Below are 16497 nucleotides of genomic sequence, written 5' to 3' on the forward strand. Positions count from 1 at the left end.
GATGTTCGGGCTCTGTAATACTACGACGCCGAGAGACTTTTCAGCGACCACAGATGCGGTGACATCGATTCTTCACAGGTTCCCGTCGCACCCCCACTATCGGCAGTAGTGACGATTCCGGCGGCGAACCTATGGTGACGACATCGCGGCGGCGAGGATGCCCGCCCGCGGCACCGCCGCCAGACGCAAAGGAGCGCCGAATGAGCAGCCAGATCGACCACCTCTTCAGCGAGACCCGCCGGTTCGCCCCATCGAGCGATTTCGCCTCCGCCGCCGTGGGGTCCGCCGAGCTCTACGAGCGCGCTGACGCCGACCGGGAGGCGTTCTGGGCCGAGCAGGCGCGCGACCTTCACTGGCACACGCCCTTCACGAAGGTCCTCGACTGGTCCAACCCGCCGTTCGCCACGTGGTTCGAGGACGGCGAGCTCAACGTCGCCTACAACTGCCTCGACCGCCACGTCGAGGCGGGACACGGCGACCGCGTCGCACTGCTCTGGGAGGGCGAGCCCGGAGACCAGCGTCGCGTGACCTACGCCGAGCTCACGGACGAGGTCAAGCGCCTCGCGAACGTCCTCAGCGACCTCGGCGTGAGCGCCGGCGACCGAGTGGCGATCTACATGCCGATGATCCCCGAAGCGGTCGCCGCCATGCTCGCTGTCGCCCGTATCGGCGCCATCCACTCGGTCATCTTCGGCGGTTTCTCCGCCGACAGCCTGCGCTCGCGCATCGACGACGCCGGCGCGAAGCTCGTCATCACCAGCGACGGCGGCTACCGGAAGGGGCGCGTCTCGCCGCTCAAGCCGGCCGTCGACCAGGCGCTCGGCGACCGCGGGCACGGCCCGCAGGAGACCGTCGAGCACGTTCTGGTCGTCAAGCGGACCGAGAACGAGGTCTCCTGGACCGACGGGCGCGACGTCTGGTGGCACGACGTCGTCCCCGCGGCATCCGCCGACCACGAAGCCCAGCCGTTCCCCGCCGAGAACCCGCTGTTCATCCTCTACACCTCCGGCACGACCGGAAAGCCCAAGGGGATCCTGCACACCTCCGGCGGCTACCTCACGCAGGCGGCCTTCACCAACAAGGTGGTCCACGACCTCCACCCCGAGACGGACGTGTTCTGGTGCACCGCCGACATCGGCTGGATCACCGGACACAGCTACGTCACCTACGGGCCCCTCGCCAACGGCGTCACCCAGGTCCTCTACGAAGGCACCCCCGACAGCCCTCACCCGGGACGCTGGTGGGAGATCGTCGAGAAGTACGGCGTCACGATCCTCTACACCGCACCGACGGCGATCCGTTCGTTCATGAAGCTCGGCCGAGCGATCCCGGAAAAGTTCGACCTGTCGTCCCTGCGCCTGCTCGGGTCGGTCGGTGAACCCATCAACCCCGAAGCCTGGGTCTGGTACCGGCACGTGATCGGCGGCGACCGCACGCCCATCGTCGACACGTGGTGGCAGACCGAGACGGGCGCCATCATGGTCTCCGCCCTGCCGGGCGTCACCGAGACCAAGCCCGGCAGCGCCCAGGTACCGCTCCCCGGCATCGGCGTCGACGTGGTCGACGACTCCGGTCAGGAAGTGGGCAACGGCGGCGGCGGACTGCTCGTGCTCACGAAGCCCTGGCCGAGCATGCTGCGCGGCATCTGGGGCGACCCCGAGCGGTTCAAGGAGACCTACTGGGACAAGTTCGAGCAGCAGGGCTACTACTTCGCCGGCGACGGCGCACGTCTCGATGAAGACGGCGACGTCTGGTTCCTCGGGCGCGTCGACGACGTGATGAACGTCTCCGGACACCGCCTGTCGACGACCGAGATCGAATCGGCGCTCGTCGGCAACGAGGCGGTCGCCGAGGCTGCTGTCGTCGGCGCGTCGGACGAGACGACCGGTCAGGCGGTGGTCGCCTTCGTCATCATCAAGCAGAGCTTCCTCGACCAGCACTCCCCCGAGGGCCTCGCCGACACGCTCCGCAAGTGGGTCGGCGAGCAGATCGGCCCCATCGCCCGGCCGCGAGACGTGTACATCGTCGGCGAACTGCCCAAGACCCGCTCCGGCAAGATCATGCGCCGCCTGCTCCGCGACGTCGCCGAGGGACGCGAGGTCGGCGACACGACGACCCTCGCCGACACGGCGGTCATGAGCGTCATCAGCGCGCAGGTCAAGTAGGCCGCCACCCTGCCGCGGTCCGCGAAACCCCGGTCCGCGAAACCCCGGTCCGCGAAACAGCAGTGGGAGCCCCAGACGTCGGTCCACGACCAATGTCTCGGGCCGTGGCTGCTGTCTCGCGGTCAGGCGAGGCGGGCGAGCCCGCGGGTCAGGCGTGGGTGAAGACGACCTCGACCTCGACGGGGCTGTCCAGCGGCAGCACCGGCACGCCGACGGCGGAGCGCGCGTGACGCCCGGCGTCGCCGAAGATCTCACCGAGCACCTCGCTCGCCCCGTTGATCACGCCGGGCTGCCCGGTGAATTCGGGCACGGATGCCACGAACCCGGTGACCTTGAGCACGCCGGTGAGGCGGTCGACGCCGCCCACGGCGGCGGCCGCCGCGGCGATCGCGTTGAGCGCGCTGCGGCGCGCGAGCGCGTTGGCGTCGGCGGCGGGCACCAGCCCGGCGCCGTCGCCCACCTTGCCGACCGCGGGGAGGGCGCCGTCCACCATCGGCAGCTGTCCGGAGGTGTACACCAGGTCGCCATGGACTTTCGCGGGGATGTACGCGGCGACGGGCGGCACGACCTCGGGGAGGTCGATGCCGAGCTCAGCGAGACGTCCGGAGACCGACATCAGCCCTGCGCCCCGAACTGACGGGCGGCCTGAGCCGCGGCATCCAGACCCGAGGCGTTGGACGCCCCACCGCCGCTGGGACGCTTGAAGTAGCCGACGAGCCCGCCTTCGGGACCGGTCACCACCTGCACCAGCTCCCACCCCTGCTTGCCCCAGTTGTTGAGGATCGCGGCGGTGTTGTGGATCAGCAACGGCGTGGTCATGTACTCCCACGTGGTCATATCGAGCTCCCGGAGGTCGGCGTGGCAGCACCTGCCAGGCACCGGAAACGGGCTGCCAGGCGCGAGAAACGGGGATCCGATCCGAGGTATCCCCCAGCTATCTCCCTTACGATCACCCTATGCCCCACTCGAAACGGACGGCCACCGGTGTGCTCGGAGGCGTGCTCGGCCTCGTCGGACTCAGCACCGTCGCCGGTGTCCTCGTCACGGCCACGGTCACCCCTGCGATCGCCGTCTCCGGCTACGCGGCCACGAGCGCCATCGAGATGTTCGAGAACATGCCGAGCTTCTTGAAGATCGAGAAGCTCATGCTTCCCACCGAGATCTACTCGAAGAACGCCAGCGGCGACTGGCAGCTGATGACCGAGTTCTACGACCAGAACCGCATCCCTGTCACCTTCGACCAGGTGAACCCCGTCGTCTACGACGCGATCCTCTCCAGCGAGGACAAGAACTTCTACTCCCACGGCGGTATCGACCTGATCGGCACGGTCAGCGCCCTGGTCGGCAACGCCAGCTCGGGCTCCAACCGCGGTGGCTCCTCGATCACCCAGCAGTACGTCAAGAACGTGCTGCAGCAGAACTGCGAGGCGAAAGCCACCTCCGCCGAAGAGGTCACCGCCTGCTACGAGGAGTCGACCGTCAACTCGGGCACGGCGGGCTACGAGCGCAAGCTCCAGGAGATGCGCTACGCGATCCAGCTCGAAAAGGAGTACTCGAAGGACGAGATCCTCATCGGGTATCTCAACATCGCGCACTTCGGCGGATCGGTCTACGGCATCGGCGCCGCCGCTGAGTACTACTTCGGCACGACCGTGGACAAGCTCAACATCCGTCAGTCGGCCGCCCTTGCGGGCATGGTCGTCGAACCGAACACCCTCCGGATCGACCGCCCGAAGGGCTCGACGACCAATAAGGCCGGCGAAGCCATCAACAGCAAGGCAGATGGCTACTCGCTGACCAAGAGCCGCCAACTGTACGTGCTCAAGCGCATGCTGGCCGACGGCAAGATCACCCAGGAAGAGTACGACGGGACCAGCGCCGGCGCGATCGAGCCGAAGATCACCCCGCGTCCGAGCGGTTGCGCGCAGGCGAAGGGCAACGAGTTCTTCTGCGACTACGTCGTCTCCGAGATCAAGAGCGACCCTGCGTTCGGCGAGACGCCCGAGGAGCGCACCGCCGCCCTCCGGCGCGGCGGACTGAAGATCTACACCACGCTCGACGCGAAGCTGCAGTCTGCAGCTCGCGACGCGATCTCCATCGTCCCCGCCTCGCGCGACGACATGAACCTCGGGTCCTCCGGCATCCAGGTCGAGGTGGGCACTGGACGCGTGCTGTCCATGGTCCAGAACCGGCCGTACTCCAACGACGCAGACAACAAGACCACGACCCAGGTCAACTACAACGTGCGCGCCCAGGACGGCGGTGGTGTCGGCCACTCGGCGGGGTCGACCTACAAGGTCTTCAGCCTCATCAACTGGCTCCAGGAGGGTCATTCGGTCAACGAGAACGTCAACGGCCGCGTCGGCGTGAAGAACGTCCAGACGTGCGACGGCGCGACCCGAGAGCAGCCCGCCGACAACAGCGGCGTGCCGGGTCACATCGGCAACTTCGAGGGGAACTCCGGCTACAACGGCACGGTCTACCAGTTCACGAAGGACTCGCTGAACTCGGGCTTCCTCGCCATGGCCGAGAAGATCTCCATCTGCAGCACCAACCGCGTCGCGATGGACCTCGGCGTGATGCGCGGAGACGGAACCCCGCTCGACAACGAGAACGTCCCCTACGACGTCCTCGGCTCGGGCAACGTCGCGCCGATCGACATGGCCCAGGTCTACGCCGCGATCGCCGGCGACGGCATCCTCTGCCAGTCGAAGGCCATCGACAAGGTCGTCAACGCGGACGGCAGCGATCATGCCGTTCCCGAAGCGAAGTGCGAGCGCGCGATGAGCAGCGGTGTCGCCGCGACCGCTGCCTATGCACTGCAGGCCGTCATGGAGGGCAGTGGCACCGGCTCCGGTGCCCGCACCTACGACGGCGTGCCGATCCTCGGCAAGACGGGTATCCACCAGTTCGAGCACACCTGGATGGACGGCGCGAGCACCGAGGTCGCGACCGTGGTCTGGGTCGGCAACGTCGAGGGCAACGCGAAGCTGAACGGTCGTTACGAGAACGGATGGCAGCTCTCGCGTATCCGCAACTCGATCTGGCCGGCGATGCAGCGCGCCGCCAACGCCGAGTACGGCGGGCAGGCCTTCCCCGAGCCCGACAAGGAGCTCACCAGGCGCACATACGTCAATCTGCCGAGCGTCATCGGAATGACCGTCGACGAGGCGACGAGTCGACTCCGGGGAGCGGGCTTCAGCGTCACCGTCGGCGACGCGGTCGACGCCACCGAGGCCGAGGGCACGATCGTCGAGCAGTCGCCGGGGGCTGGCCGCGTCGTCTCGGGCACGACCGTCACGATACGGCCCAGCAACGGTCAGGGCGCAACTGTTCCCGGCGTCGGCGGGACGCCCCAGCAGGCCGCGGCCGCGCTGCGAGCCGCCGGATTCTCGAACCTGCGCGCGGAATGTTCGGACGCCGAGGGCGCGCCCAAGGAGGGCGTCGTCACGGGGACCGAACCCGCCGCCGGGGAGACGGTCTCCAAGGGTGACACCATCACCGTCGAGTACCAGTCACCCGACTGCGATGGCAGCGGAGACGATGAAGAGGACTCCGGACCCGGCAACGGGAACGGCCCCGGCAACGGGAACGGCAACAGCCCGTGACGCCGCTACGGACCGCCCTCACCTCGCTCGGCGCGGTGGGGGCGGTCGGCGCCGCCGCCGCCCTGTGGGGTGTGGGGATCGAGCGCTACCTGTTCACCCTGCGTCGGCACGAGATCGCGGTGCTCCCTCCCGGGTCACCCTCCGTGACGCTCCTCCACCTGTCCGATGCCCACATGGCGCCGTGGCAGGGGCGCAAGCAGCGCTGGATCGCCGACCTCGCCGAGTCTGTGCAGCCCGATCTGGTCGTCAACACGGGCGACAATCTCGGCCATGAGCGTGGACTCGACGGCATCCGCAACGCCTTCGCACCGCTGCGTGGCGTACCGGGCCTGTTCGTCCACGGATCGAACGATGTCGTCGCCCCGAGCGGGCGCAACCCGCTGCGGTACTTCAGCGGGCCCTCGTCGCACTCGAAGACGGCGGGTCGCCTCGACACCGAGGCCCTGGACGCCTACCTGACCGAGGACGTCGGCTGGACCGCGTTGCACAACACCGCGGCATCCCTCTCGGTCGCCGGTCTGCGCATCGACGCGATGGGCGTCGACGATGCCCATCGCGACTGGGACGATCTCGACGCCGCCGTGGATGCCCAGTCGGCGCTGCCCGACAGGGACGCGCCACGGCTCCTGCTGGGCGTCACCCACGCCCCGTACCGGCGCGTACTCGACCGCTTCACGGCTGCCGGCGCCGACGTGCTGCTGGGTGGTCACACCCACGGCGGGCAGGTTCGGATTCCGTTCTCGCCGAAGGCGCTGGTCGCCAACTGCGACATCCCCCTCGATCAGGCGCGCGGCCTGAGCGAGTGGTCGGCGTCCGGGCGGACCGTGCCGCTCAATGTGAGCGCCGGGCTCGGACACTCGATCTACGCGCCGGTGCGCTTCGCGTGTCGACCCGAGGCGTCGGCGATCACGCTGCGCGCCGTGCCCGATTCGTCGGAGAGGCCTCCGAGAGGGTAGACTCGGAGGGTTGCCACGGGGTGTGGCGCAGCTTGGTAGCGCGCGTCGTTCGGGACGACGAGGCCGCAGGTTCAAATCCTGTCACCCCGACAGCAGAGAGGCTCCGCCGATTCGGCGGGGCCTTTCGCATCCCTCCTTCGGAGGGGCCATCGCACTCTCGCCTGGGACGGAGCCGCACCATGACCTCTCCTCGACTCGTCGCGTTCGACCTCGACGACACGCTCGCGCCGTCCAAAAGCGCGATCGATCCGCGCATCGGCGATCTGCTCCTGCAGCTCGCCGAACGGGTCGAGGTCGCGATCATCTCGGGCGGTCAGCTCCAGCAGTTCCGCACGCAGGTCGTCGAGCGTCTCCCCCGCACGGATGCCGCGATCCTGTCGCACTTCCACCTCATGCCGACGTGCGGCACGCAGTACTACCGGCTGACGCCCGACGGTGTCGACACGGTCTACGCCCACTCGCTCACCGACGATGAGAAGTCGCGTGCGCTGGCGGCCGTCGAGGAGGAGGCACGCCGCCTCGGCCTCTGGGAGAGCACGACGTGGGGCGACATCCTCGAGGACCGCGGCTCTCAGATCACGTTCTCGGCCCTCGGCCAGTCGGCCCCGCTCGAGGCGAAGACGGCCTGGGACCCGACCGGTGAGAAGAAGAACGCGCTGCGCGACGCGGTCGCCGCTCGGATCCCCGACCTCGAGGTCCGCTCCGGCGGATCGACGTCCGTCGACATCACGCACCGCGGCATCGACAAGGCGTACGGCATGCGCCGGCTCGCCGAGCAGACCGGCGTCCCGCTGGAGGACATGCTCTTCGTCGGGGACCGCCTCGACGAGCACGGCAATGACTACCCGGTGCTCGCGCTCGGCGTCGAGTGCCACGCGGTGGAGGGCTGGCAGGACACCGCCGCCTTCCTCGAGCAGCTCGTCCCCACCCTCGCCGCCCGCTGAGGTCCAGGGCGTGAGGCCTGCAACACCGGCGCGCAGGGTCAGCGCAAGCGGCCCGCAGACTCCCGCAGATAGCACCGGGCGCACATCGACTCGTAGGTGACGCGGTCCGCCGACAGCTCGTCGATCGCGACCTGGTCGCCGTCGAAGACGAAGCGGCCTCCGACCAGGCGGGCGTTGAACAACGCCTTGCTGCCGCAGCGGCAGATCGTCTTGAGCTCTTCGAGGCTGTGCGCGAGCTCCATCAGCCGCGCGGAACCGGGAAAGGCCCTCGTCTGGAAGTCGGTCCGGATGCCGTAGGCGAGCACCGGGATGCCGTCCTCGACACTGATTCGCAGGAGGTCATCGACCTGCTCCGCGGTGAGGAACTGCGCCTCGTCGACCAGGAGGCACGCCACGTCGGCGCCCGTGTCGGGGATGAGGGCGTCGGCGCCCGCCTCCTGCACACGGCGGCGATGCTCGGCGAAGAGCGCCCGCACGTCATCCTCGGGACGGATGAGGAAGTCGACCGTCCGCTCGACGCCGAGCCGACTGGAGATCTGGTCGGCACCCTTGGTATCGATCTCGGGCTTGGCGAGCAGGATGCGCTGACCGCGCTCCTCGTAGTTGTACGCCGCCTGCAGGAGCGCGGTCGACTTCCCCGAGTTCATCGCGCCGTAGCGGAAGTACAGCTTCGCCATGGCGGGCGGGCTCAGGCGTTGATCTGCAATACGGATGCCGTCTGCTGCAGCACCTGCGACGATTTGGCGGCATCCCCGTTCAGCGTCTCACCGTAGGTGGGGATGAGCGAATGGAGCGTCGGCTCCCAGCCGGCGATACGGTCGGGGAAGCACGTCTTCAGCAGGCCGAGCATGATGGATGCCCCGGTCGAAGCCCCGGGCGACGCGCCGAGGAGGCCGGCGATCGAGCCATCGGCGGAGCTCACGACCTCGGTGCCGAACTGCAGCACGCCGCCCTTCTTCGGGTCCTTCTTCATGACCTGGGCGCGCTGACCGGCCTGGAGCAGCTCCCAGTCCTCGTCGCGCGCGCTCGGCATGAAGTCGCGGAGCGAGTCGACCTTCTTCGCGTGGCCCTTCAGTAGCTCGCTCACGAGGTACTTGATGAGCCCCGGGTTGTCGATGGCGACCTTCAGCATCGGCCACAGGTTGCCGGGACGCACCTGCGCCACGATGTCGGTGATCCGACCCTGCTTGAGGAACTTGGGGCTGAAGGTGGCGAAGGGGCCGAACAGCAGCGAAGTCTCGCCGTCGACGACACGGGTGTCCAGGTGGGGCACCGACATCGGCGGGGCACCGACGGACGCCTGGGAGTAGACCTTCGCCTTGTGCTGGGAGACCAGCTCGGGGTTGGACGTCTTCAGCCACTGCCCACCGATGGGGAAGACGCCGTAGCCCTTGATCTCGGGGATGCCGGAGCGCTGGAGCAGCTTGATCGCCCAACCGCCGGCGCCGACGAACACGAACCGCGCGTTCACCGAGCCGGGCGTGCGTCCGACCGTCTTGCGGAAGGACACCTTCCAGGTGCCGTCCTTCTGTCGGGAGAGGTTTCGGACCTCACGGTTGACCGCGACGGCGACGCCCTGCTCGTCGAGATGCGCGAAGAGCTGGCGGGTGAGGGAGCCGAAGTCGACGTCGGTGCCGGCAGGCACCCGCGTCGCGGCGAACGGCTCGCCCTTCCGGCGCTTGTGCATGAGCAGCGGTGCCCACTGGTTGATGACGCGGGAGTCCTCGGAGTATTCGATGCCCGCGAACAGCGGCTGCTCGCGGAGCACTTCATAGCGCTTCTTGAGGAAGGCCACGTCCTTCTCACCGCGTACGAAGGTCATGTGGGGCGTCGGGTTGATGAACGTCGACGGCTCATCGAGCACGCCCTGCTCGATGAGCGCCGACCACAGCTGGCGCGACTGCTGGAACTGCTCGTTGATGCCGATCGCCTTGGTGGGATCGATCGTCCCGTCGGGGCCCTCGGGAGTGTAGTTGAGCTCGCACAGCGCGGCGTGACCGGTGCCCGCGTTGTTCCACGCGTTCGACGACTCCTGCGCCACGTCGGAGAGCCGCTCGAAGACCGCGATCTTCCAATCCGGCTCGAGCTGCTTCAGGAGGGTGCCCAGGGTGGCGCTCATGATCCCACCGCCGATGAGGACGGCATCGTACGTCTCAGTCACGATCATCCAGTCTACGTGCGCGCACGAGAGGTACCGGCCGTCCCGCCCCGGCTGGGCGCGGCAACAACCGGGGTTCTTGACTCAGCGCGAAAAGGATGCCGGGGCACCCCGGCCCGCTCTCAGACGCGCGCGGCGATGCGGGAGGCGACGAGCTCGGCGATCTGCACCGCGTTCAGCGCGGCACCCTTGCGGAGGTTGTCGTTGCTGACGAACAGCACGAGACCCTTGCCCTCGGGCGCCGACTGGTCGGTGCGGATGCGTCCGACGAAGCTCGGGTCGGCGCCGGCGGCCTGCAGCGGCGTCGGGACGTCGACGAGCTCGACCCCGGGCGCCGCCGAGAGGATCTCCCGCGCACGCTCGGGCGTGAGGTCGCGGGTGAATTCGGCGTGGAGCGTCAGCGAGTGCCCGGTGAAGACCGGCACGCGGACGCAGGTTCCTGCGACGCGGAGATCGGGCAGCTCGAGGATCTTGCGGCTCTCATTGCGGAGCTTCTTCTCCTCGTCCGTCTCGCCGTCGCCATCCTCGACGAGGTTGCCCGCGAAGGGGATGACATCGAAGGCGATGGGCGCCACGTACTTCTCGGGTGCGGGGAATTCGACGGCGCCGCCATCGTGCACGAGGTCGATCGCGGTGCCCTGCGCGACGGCGGACTCGACCTGACCAAGCAGCTCCTGTGCACCGGCGAGCCCTGATCCGGACACCGCCTGATAGGTGCTCACCGTGAGGCGGACGAGCCCCGACTCGGCGTGCAGCGGCTTCAGGACCGGCATGGCGGCCATCGTGGTGCAGTTCGGGTTGGCGATGATCCCCTTGGGGAGGTCCTCGATGGCGTGCGGGTTGACCTCGCTCACCACCAGCGGGACCTCGGGGTCCATGCGCCAGGCGCTCGAGTTGTCGATGACCACGGCGCCCGCCTCGGCGAAGCGCGGGGCGTGCGCACGCGAACCGGTGGCGCCCGCCGAGAACAGCGCGATGTCCACGCCCGTCGGGTCGGCCGTCGCGACATCCTCGACGACGATCTCGTGCCCGTCGAACTCGACGACCGAGCCGGCGGAGCGCGCCGTGGCGAACAGACGCAGCGAACCGATCGGGAAGGCGCGCTCGAGGAGGATCTCGCGCATGACGGTGCCGACCTGACCGGTGGCGCCGACGACGGCGACGGAGATTCCGGATTCGGAGATGACGGTCATGGCAGATCCTCGCGTGGGGCTCGGGTGCGCGACGAGGCGCGCGGACGCCGCAGTGGGCGTCGTCGACGGGGCTTCGCCGATTCTACCGGGCGGGCAGGACCCGGCCGGCCCGTGTTGCCGCTCGTGAACGGACAACCGTGCGCGGCATCCTGCCGAAGGTCACGCCCACGATCCGAGCTTCTGCGGGTTGCGCATGATCCAGACGTCGGTCACCCGTGCGTCGTCCGTCGCGAACGTCACCAGCGCGAGGGTCTCCCCCGCTGCACGAATCGCGAAACCGAGGCCGTCCCCCGTCTGCACCGGCTCGTACCGGGCGTCGGGCTGCTTGAGGGCCAGTCCCAGGAGGAACCGCGCGACGGCGTCGGCGCCGCGCACCGGGCGGCGGGCCGCCGACACGATCCCGCCGCCGTCCGAGACGAGGACGACATCCGGATCGAGGGCACGCACGAGGGCGTCGAGGTCTCCCGTCACGGATGCCGCGGCGAACGCGGCCACCACCTCGTCATGACGACGCCGGTCGACCGGGGAACGCCTCTGCCCGAGATGGCGACGCGCAGATGCCGCGAGCTGCCGGCAGGCCGCAGTGGAGCGTCCGACGACGTCCGCGATGTCGGCGAAGGGCAGGGTGAAGACCTCATGCAGGACGAAGACCACGCGTTCAGCGGGGGTGAGCGACTCCATCACGCGCAGCAGCGCGACGGAGAGCGAGTCGTCGCGAATCGCCCGCTCGAGCGGATCGGATGCCGCGGCATCCGGCGCCGGCAACGGCTCGGGGAGCCACTCCCCCACGTAGGTCTCCCGACTGGCACGCGCCGAGCCGAGCATGTCGAGGCAGATCCGCCCCACCGCCCGCATCAGCCACGCCCCCGGCGAGACCACCGCGGCACGCGTGCCCTCGTCCTGGCGGAACCACCGCACGTAGGCCTCTTGAACCGCGTCATCCGCATCGGCGAGCGTTCCCAGCATGCGGAACGCGGCCCCGCGGAGCACGTCGCGGTGCGCGTCGACGTCGGCGTCCGCGAACAGGTCCGACACGAGTCCTCCTTCGCCGCGGAATGCGGCATCCGCCTCACATTCTGCCGGGCTGCGTCGTCAACATGATGAGAGCACCAGAGAGGACGACCATGAGGATCGCAGTCGCAGGAGGAACCGGGACCGTCGGCCGCCACATCGTGGCCGAGGCGCGCCGACGAGGGCACGACGCCGTCGTCATCGCCCGCTCGACCGGAGTGGACGTCCTGACCGGCGCAGGAGTGGATGCCGCACTCGCGGGGGTGGACACGCTCATCGACGCCGTCAGTGTCGGCACGATGAAAGCCGCGGAATCGAGCGCCTTCTTCCGCGTCGCCGCTGGACGCCTGCTCGAGGGGGCCGGGCGCGCCGGGATATCGCACGCCGTGCTGCTGTCCATCGTGGGAATCGACCGGAACCCCCACGGCTACTACGCCGGCAAGGTCGCCCAGGAGGAGGCCTATCCGCAGCACGACACCCCGTGGTCCATCGTGCGGGCGACGCAGTTCCACGAGTTCGCGCCGCAGGTCGCCGCGCAGGCCGCGTTCGGGCCGATCCAGCTCGCCCCGCGTGCCCGCACGATGCCGATCGCCGCAGCGACCGTCGCGAGTCGACTTCTCGACGTCGCCGAGGGCGGCGCCGCAGGCAGGACGGTCGACATCGCGGGGCCGCGGGAGGAGCAGCTTTCCGACATGATCCGCGCCTGGGCGCGCCGGACCGGGAAGCGAGGACTCGTCGTGCCGGTGAGTCTTCCGGGTGCACAGATGCGCGGGATGCGCGCCGGACTCGCGCTGCCCGGGCCCGAAGCCCTCCGGCTGGGTCCGACCTACGCCGAGTGGCTCGCCGACCAGACCGAGTGAGCGCTCATGATCGGCAGGCGTGCCAGCGCACGCTCGCCGACGCGGTACAGCGCATTGACCGTTCCCGTGGAGGCCACTTCGCGCAGCGTTCCGTCGGCGAACTCGGGCGCCTGCGCGAGCAGACGGCGGACGACCGCGGCAGTCACCTCGATCTGGCCGAGGTGCAGCCGCGGCCGGGGCATGTCAGCGGCCGGTACCCGCGTACACGACCGCCTCGGTGTCGCCGTCGAGTCCGTACGCGGCGTGCACCACGCGCGCCGCTCCCGCGAGGTCGTCGCCGCGGACGACGACCGAGATGCGGATCTCCGACGTCGAGATCATCTCGATGTTCACGCCCGTCGTCGACAGCGCCTCGAACAGGGTCGCGGAGACACCCGAGTGGGTCCGCATCCCGGCGCCGACGACCGACAGCTTGCCGATCTGGTCGTCGTGGACGAGCTTGTCGAAGCCCACCTCGGTCTGCTCGCCGGCCAGCGCACGCAGCGCGGTCGATGCTTCCGCCTTGGGCAGGGTGAAGGAGATGTCGGTGCGGCCGGTCGCAGCGGCGGACACGTTCTGGACGATCATGTCGACGTTGGCACCCGACTTCGCCACGATCTTGAAGATGTCGGCAGCCTTGCCGGGCACGTCGGGAACGCCGACGACGGTGATCTTCGCCTGGCTGAGGTCGGTGGCGACCCCCGTGACGATGGGCTCTTCCATCTCTTCTCCCTCTTGGTGGTCGGGCGCGGTCATCCCGGCCCCGAGGACGTACGTGCCGACACCCGAACTGAACGTCGAACGGGCGTGGATCATGACGCCGTGACGGCGGGCGTACTCGACCGCGCGGATGTACAGCACCTTCGCGCCGTTGGCGGCGAGCTCGAGCATCTCCTCAGCGGTGACGGTGGTGAGCTTGCGGGCGTTCGGGACGACGCGCGGGTCGGCGGTGAAGATGCCGTCGACGTCGCTGTAGATCTCGCACACATCGGCGTTGAGGGCAGCGGCGAGCGCGACGGCCGTCGTGTCGGAGCCGCCGCGGCCCAGGGTGGTGATGTCGCGGGTGTCACGGCTGAACCCCTGGAAGCCGGCGACGATCACGATGGCGCCCTCGTCGAGCGCCTCGCGCACCCGGACCGGGGTGACGTCGACGATGCGCGCAGCACCGTGGGAGCTGTCGGTGATCATGCCGGCCTGGCTGCCCGTGAACGAGCGCGCCTCGAACCCCATCGAGTTGATCGCCATCGCCAGCAGCGCCATCGAGATGCGCTCGCCGCTGGAGAGCAGCATGTCCAGTTCGCGGGGCGCGGGGATCGGTGAGACCTGCGATGCGAGATCGAGGAGCTCGTCGGTGGTGTCGCCCATCGCGCTGACGGCGACGACGACGTCATCGCCCTTGCGGCGCGCGTCGACGATGCGCTTAGCCACGCGCCGAATGCTCTCAGCGTCGGCGACAGACGAGCCACCGTACTTCTGGACGATCAAAGCCATGTGTTGCGAAACTCCCGGGTGGATGCCGGTGCGGGCCGGCGGGCGGGGACTCACGCCCTGCGCTCCATCCTAAGGAGCGCCGCATGCGCGCGCCGCCATGTGACGGTGCTCTCCAACGCGATCGTAGGCTGGATGCATGGCTCGTCGCCGGCTGCTCCCCTCGCTTCATTCCCTGGTCCGGGTGACGGATGCCGCGAGCCCGGCGACCGAGATCCTTCCGGTCATCGACGATGCGTTCACCGTGCGGGTGCTCGATCTCGCCATCCGGATCGGAGAGACGATGCTCGTCGCGGGTGCGCCTGCGAGCGAGGTCGCGTCGACGATCGTGCGGGTCGCGGGCACCTACGGCTTGGACCCCGTCCACGTCGACGTCACCTACAACTCCATCACGGTGGCCCACCACCGCAGCGGAGCCGACAAGCCCGTCACCCTCATGCGCGTCGTGCGCGGCTCCGCACCCGACCATGCCCGGCTGCAGCGTCTGCAGGCCCTCGTGACGGACATCCGCGCCGGGGTCGCTCTCGACGAGGCCGCCGCGCGCTTCCGTACCATCCGCCGAACACCGTTCGGCTACCACCAGCCGGTCGTGATCACCTCACAGGCCCTCCTCGCCGTCGGGGTGGCCGTCATGTTCGGCGGCAACTGGCTGGTGATCGCCCTCTCGTTCGTCGCCGCAGGTGCGGCGGCCCTGACCCAGTCGTTCCTCGCCCGCGCGCGGGTGCCGTTCTTCTTCAGTCAGATCGCCGGCGCCTTCGTGCTCACTCTCGTCGCCGCGACCGTCCCGCCGCTGCTGCAGCTGACCGGATGGGATGCCGCCGAAGCGATCCGCCCGACCGTCATCGTGGCATCCGGCATCGTCCTGATGCTCGCGGGGCTGACGGTCGTCGGCGCGGCGCAGGATGCGATCGACGGCTTCGCGCTGACCGCCATGGGCCGCATCCTCGAGCTGACCACCCAGACGGTGGGCGTGGTCCTCGGCATCCTCGCCGGACTCGAGACGGCGCGCGTCATCGGGCTCGGAATGAGCGCACCCAGCGAATCCCTGCCGCTCGGTCCCCTTCCGGTGCAGTTCCTCGGCGCCGCCCTGATCGCCCTGGCCGTCACCGTCTTCAACGGCGCCGGAGCCCGCATCATCGCCGTCAGCGCGGGACTGAGCGTGGTCGCGTGGGCGGGGTACGTCGCGGCATCCGCCGTCGGATTCGACACGGCGGCGGCGAGTGGACTCGGCGCATTCGCCGGGAGCATCGTCGGCATCGTCGTCGCCTACCGGCTGCACGTGCCCTCCGTGGCGATCACGACGGCTGCCATCCTTCCGCTCGTCCCCGGCGCCGCCGTCTTCCGGGGTCTGCTCGGGATCGTCGAGGCAGAAGGAAGCGCCGCGACCCTGCTCACCGGGTTCAGCACGCTCGCCTCCGCCGCGACCATCGGCATCGCCCTCGCCGTCGGGGCGTCGCTCGGCATCTACCTCGGTCAGCCCCTGCGCGCCTCACTCGGATCGGTCATCCGGTCGCGCGCGCGCCTCCGGGTCTGACGGCACTCAGATCGCGCGGCGTCCTTCGAAGGCGCGGCCCAGCGTGACCTCGTCGGCGTACTCGAGGTCTCCGCCGACGGGGAGACCGGAGGCGAGACGCGTCACCCGGATCTCGAGAGCGTGCAGGAGCCGGCTCAGGTAGGTCGCCGTCGCCTCGCCCTCGAGGTTGGGGTTGGTGGCGAGGATGACCTCGGTCACGGTGCCGTCGGCGAGGCGCTGCATGAGCTGGGCGATGCGCAGATCGTCGGGGCCCACCCCCGCGATGGGACTGATCGAGCCGCCGAGCACGTGGTACAGCCCGCGGAACTCCCGGGTGCGCTCGATGGCCGACACGTCCTTCGCGTCCTCGACGACGCAGATGAAGGTGCGATCGCGGCGCGGGTCACGGCAGATTCCGCACTGGTCCTGCTCGGACACGTTGCCGCAGATCTCGCAGAACCGCACCCGCTCGCGCAGCTCCGACAGCAGGTGCGCGAGGCGCGTCACGTCGAAGGTCGGGGTCTGCAGGATGTGGAACGCGATGCGCTGAGCCGACTTCGGACCGATGCCGGGCAGGCGTCCGAACTCGTCGATCAGGTCTTGGACGATGCCGTCGTACATG

The 16497-nt window shown here is 69.2% G+C and carries 15 protein-coding genes and 1 tRNA gene; 7 read left to right on the top strand and 9 right to left on the bottom strand.

Going from position 1 to position 16497, the window contains the following annotated elements; genetic code table 11:
* Positions 1-200: 200 nt before the first annotated feature.
* The gene (gene acs / locus BKA24_RS13110) at positions 201-2165 is read left to right on the top strand and encodes an acetate--CoA ligase (RefSeq protein ID WP_184219006.1); all 1965 of its coding nucleotides are present in this window, start codon (positions 201-203) and stop codon (positions 2163-2165) included.
* A gap of 148 nt (positions 2166-2313) precedes the next feature.
* On the opposite strand, the gene BKA24_RS13115 is transcribed toward acs, so the two are convergent.
* Positions 2314-2781: a RidA family protein gene (locus tag BKA24_RS13115; protein WP_184219009.1), complete on the bottom strand. Its 468-nt coding sequence runs from the start codon at positions 2779-2781 to the stop codon at positions 2314-2316.
* Entirely contained in the window at positions 2781-3002 is a 222-nt protein-coding gene (gene sp36 / locus BKA24_RS13120; protein WP_184219014.1) for a Sp36 family protein, read from the bottom strand. The genes BKA24_RS13115 and sp36 overlap by 1 nt, the downstream gene beginning before the upstream one ends.
* A gap of 119 nt (positions 3003-3121) precedes the next feature.
* Here sp36 and BKA24_RS13125 point away from each other — a divergent pair, with 119 nt between their 5' ends.
* The 4 genes from BKA24_RS13125 to BKA24_RS13140 all read left to right on the top strand — a co-directional run bounded on the left by BKA24_RS13125 (position 3122) and on the right by BKA24_RS13140 (position 7673).
* Positions 3122-5773, top strand: coding sequence for a transglycosylase domain-containing protein (locus BKA24_RS13125; RefSeq protein WP_184219017.1), 2652 nt, complete (start codon positions 3122-3124; stop codon positions 5771-5773).
* Positions 5770-6729, top strand: coding sequence for a metallophosphoesterase (locus BKA24_RS13130; protein ID WP_184219020.1), 960 nt, complete (start codon positions 5770-5772; stop codon positions 6727-6729). The genes BKA24_RS13125 and BKA24_RS13130 overlap by 4 nt, the downstream gene beginning before the upstream one ends.
* Positions 6730-6745: 16 nt before the next feature.
* Positions 6746-6819 (top strand) — tRNA-Pro (locus BKA24_RS13135).
* Positions 6820-6908: 89 nt separating this feature from the next.
* On the top strand, positions 6909-7673 hold the full coding sequence (locus tag BKA24_RS13140; RefSeq protein ID WP_184219024.1) for an HAD-IIB family hydrolase: 765 nt from the start codon (positions 6909-6911) through the stop codon (positions 7671-7673).
* Positions 7674-7711: 38 nt separating this feature from the next.
* Here BKA24_RS13140 and BKA24_RS13145 read toward each other — a convergent pair whose 3' ends face one another.
* The 4 genes from BKA24_RS13145 to sigJ form a co-directional block, all read right to left on the bottom strand.
* A complete protein-coding gene (locus tag BKA24_RS13145) occupies positions 7712-8350 on the bottom strand; it encodes a thymidine kinase (protein WP_184219027.1) in 639 nt (212 codons plus the stop codon).
* An 11-nt stretch (positions 8351-8361) separates the two neighbouring features.
* Positions 8362-9840: a malate:quinone oxidoreductase gene (locus tag BKA24_RS13150; RefSeq protein WP_184219030.1), complete on the bottom strand. Its 1479-nt coding sequence runs from the start codon at positions 9838-9840 to the stop codon at positions 8362-8364.
* A gap of 113 nt (positions 9841-9953) precedes the next feature.
* Positions 9954-11024, bottom strand: coding sequence for an aspartate-semialdehyde dehydrogenase (locus tag BKA24_RS13155; RefSeq protein WP_184219033.1), 1071 nt, complete (start codon positions 11022-11024; stop codon positions 9954-9956).
* A gap of 159 nt (positions 11025-11183) precedes the next feature.
* Positions 11184-12059: an RNA polymerase sigma factor SigJ gene (sigJ, locus tag BKA24_RS13160; RefSeq protein WP_343066125.1), complete on the bottom strand. Its 876-nt coding sequence runs from the start codon at positions 12057-12059 to the stop codon at positions 11184-11186.
* 89 nt (positions 12060-12148) lie between these two features.
* Here sigJ and BKA24_RS13165 point away from each other — a divergent pair, with 89 nt between their 5' ends.
* Complete coding sequence (locus BKA24_RS13165) at positions 12149-12895, top strand: SDR family oxidoreductase (RefSeq protein WP_184219036.1); 747 nt, start codon at positions 12149-12151, stop codon at positions 12893-12895.
* Here BKA24_RS13165 and BKA24_RS13170 read toward each other — a convergent pair.
* Entirely contained in the window at positions 12862-13077 is a 216-nt protein-coding gene (locus BKA24_RS13170; protein WP_184219039.1) for a hypothetical protein, read from the bottom strand. The two genes, BKA24_RS13165 and BKA24_RS13170, sit on opposite strands and share 34 nt — an antisense overlap.
* Position 13078: 1 nt before the next feature.
* Positions 13079-14365 (bottom strand): aspartate kinase, encoded by a 1287-nt coding sequence (locus BKA24_RS13175; RefSeq protein WP_184219042.1) that lies wholly within the window; start codon positions 14363-14365, stop codon positions 13079-13081.
* Between the two features lie 136 nt (positions 14366-14501).
* Here BKA24_RS13175 and BKA24_RS13180 point away from each other — a divergent pair, with 136 nt between their 5' ends.
* Positions 14502-15896: a threonine/serine exporter family protein gene (locus tag BKA24_RS13180; protein WP_184219045.1), complete on the top strand. Its 1395-nt coding sequence runs from the start codon at positions 14502-14504 to the stop codon at positions 15894-15896.
* Positions 15897-15902: 6 nt separating this feature from the next.
* Here BKA24_RS13180 and recR read toward each other — a convergent pair whose 3' ends face one another.
* A complete protein-coding gene (gene recR, locus BKA24_RS13185) occupies positions 15903-16496 on the bottom strand; it encodes a recombination mediator RecR (protein WP_184219048.1) in 594 nt (197 codons plus the stop codon).
* Position 16497 lies beyond the last annotated feature (1 nt).

The organism is Microbacterium marinum (assembly GCF_014204835.1).
Lineage (GTDB): Bacteria > Actinomycetota > Actinomycetes > Actinomycetales > Microbacteriaceae > Microbacterium > Microbacterium marinum.

Bases quoted from the DNA above. Each gene is read 5' to 3' on its own strand.
- acs (WP_184219006.1), top strand. From the start codon at position 201: ATGAGCAGCCAGATCGACCACCTCTTCAGCGAGACCCGCCGGTTCGCC.
- BKA24_RS13115 (WP_184219009.1), bottom strand. From the start codon at position 2,781: ATGTCGGTCTCCGGACGTCTCGCTGAGCTCGGCATCGACCTCCCCGAG.
- sp36 (WP_184219014.1), bottom strand. From the start codon at position 3,002: ATGACCACGTGGGAGTACATGACCACGCCGTTGCTGATCCACAACACC.
- BKA24_RS13125 (WP_184219017.1), top strand. From the start codon at position 3,122: ATGCCCCACTCGAAACGGACGGCCACCGGTGTGCTCGGAGGCGTGCTC.
- BKA24_RS13140 (WP_184219024.1), top strand. From the start codon at position 6,909: ATGACCTCTCCTCGACTCGTCGCGTTCGACCTCGACGACACGCTCGCG.
- BKA24_RS13145 (WP_184219027.1), bottom strand. From the start codon at position 8,350: ATGGCGAAGCTGTACTTCCGCTACGGCGCGATGAACTCGGGGAAGTCG.
- BKA24_RS13150 (WP_184219030.1), bottom strand. From the start codon at position 9,840: ATGATCGTGACTGAGACGTACGATGCCGTCCTCATCGGCGGTGGGATC.
- BKA24_RS13155 (WP_184219033.1), bottom strand. From the start codon at position 11,024: ATGACCGTCATCTCCGAATCCGGAATCTCCGTCGCCGTCGTCGGCGCC.
- BKA24_RS13165 (WP_184219036.1), top strand. From the start codon at position 12,149: ATGAGGATCGCAGTCGCAGGAGGAACCGGGACCGTCGGCCGCCACATC.
- BKA24_RS13170 (WP_184219039.1), bottom strand. From the start codon at position 13,077: ATGCCCCGGCCGCGGCTGCACCTCGGCCAGATCGAGGTGACTGCCGCG.
- BKA24_RS13175 (WP_184219042.1), bottom strand. From the start codon at position 14,365: ATGGCTTTGATCGTCCAGAAGTACGGTGGCTCGTCTGTCGCCGACGCT.
- BKA24_RS13180 (WP_184219045.1), top strand. From the start codon at position 14,502: ATGGCTCGTCGCCGGCTGCTCCCCTCGCTTCATTCCCTGGTCCGGGTG.
- recR (WP_184219048.1), bottom strand. From the start codon at position 16,496: ATGTACGACGGCATCGTCCAAGACCTGATCGACGAGTTCGGACGCCTG.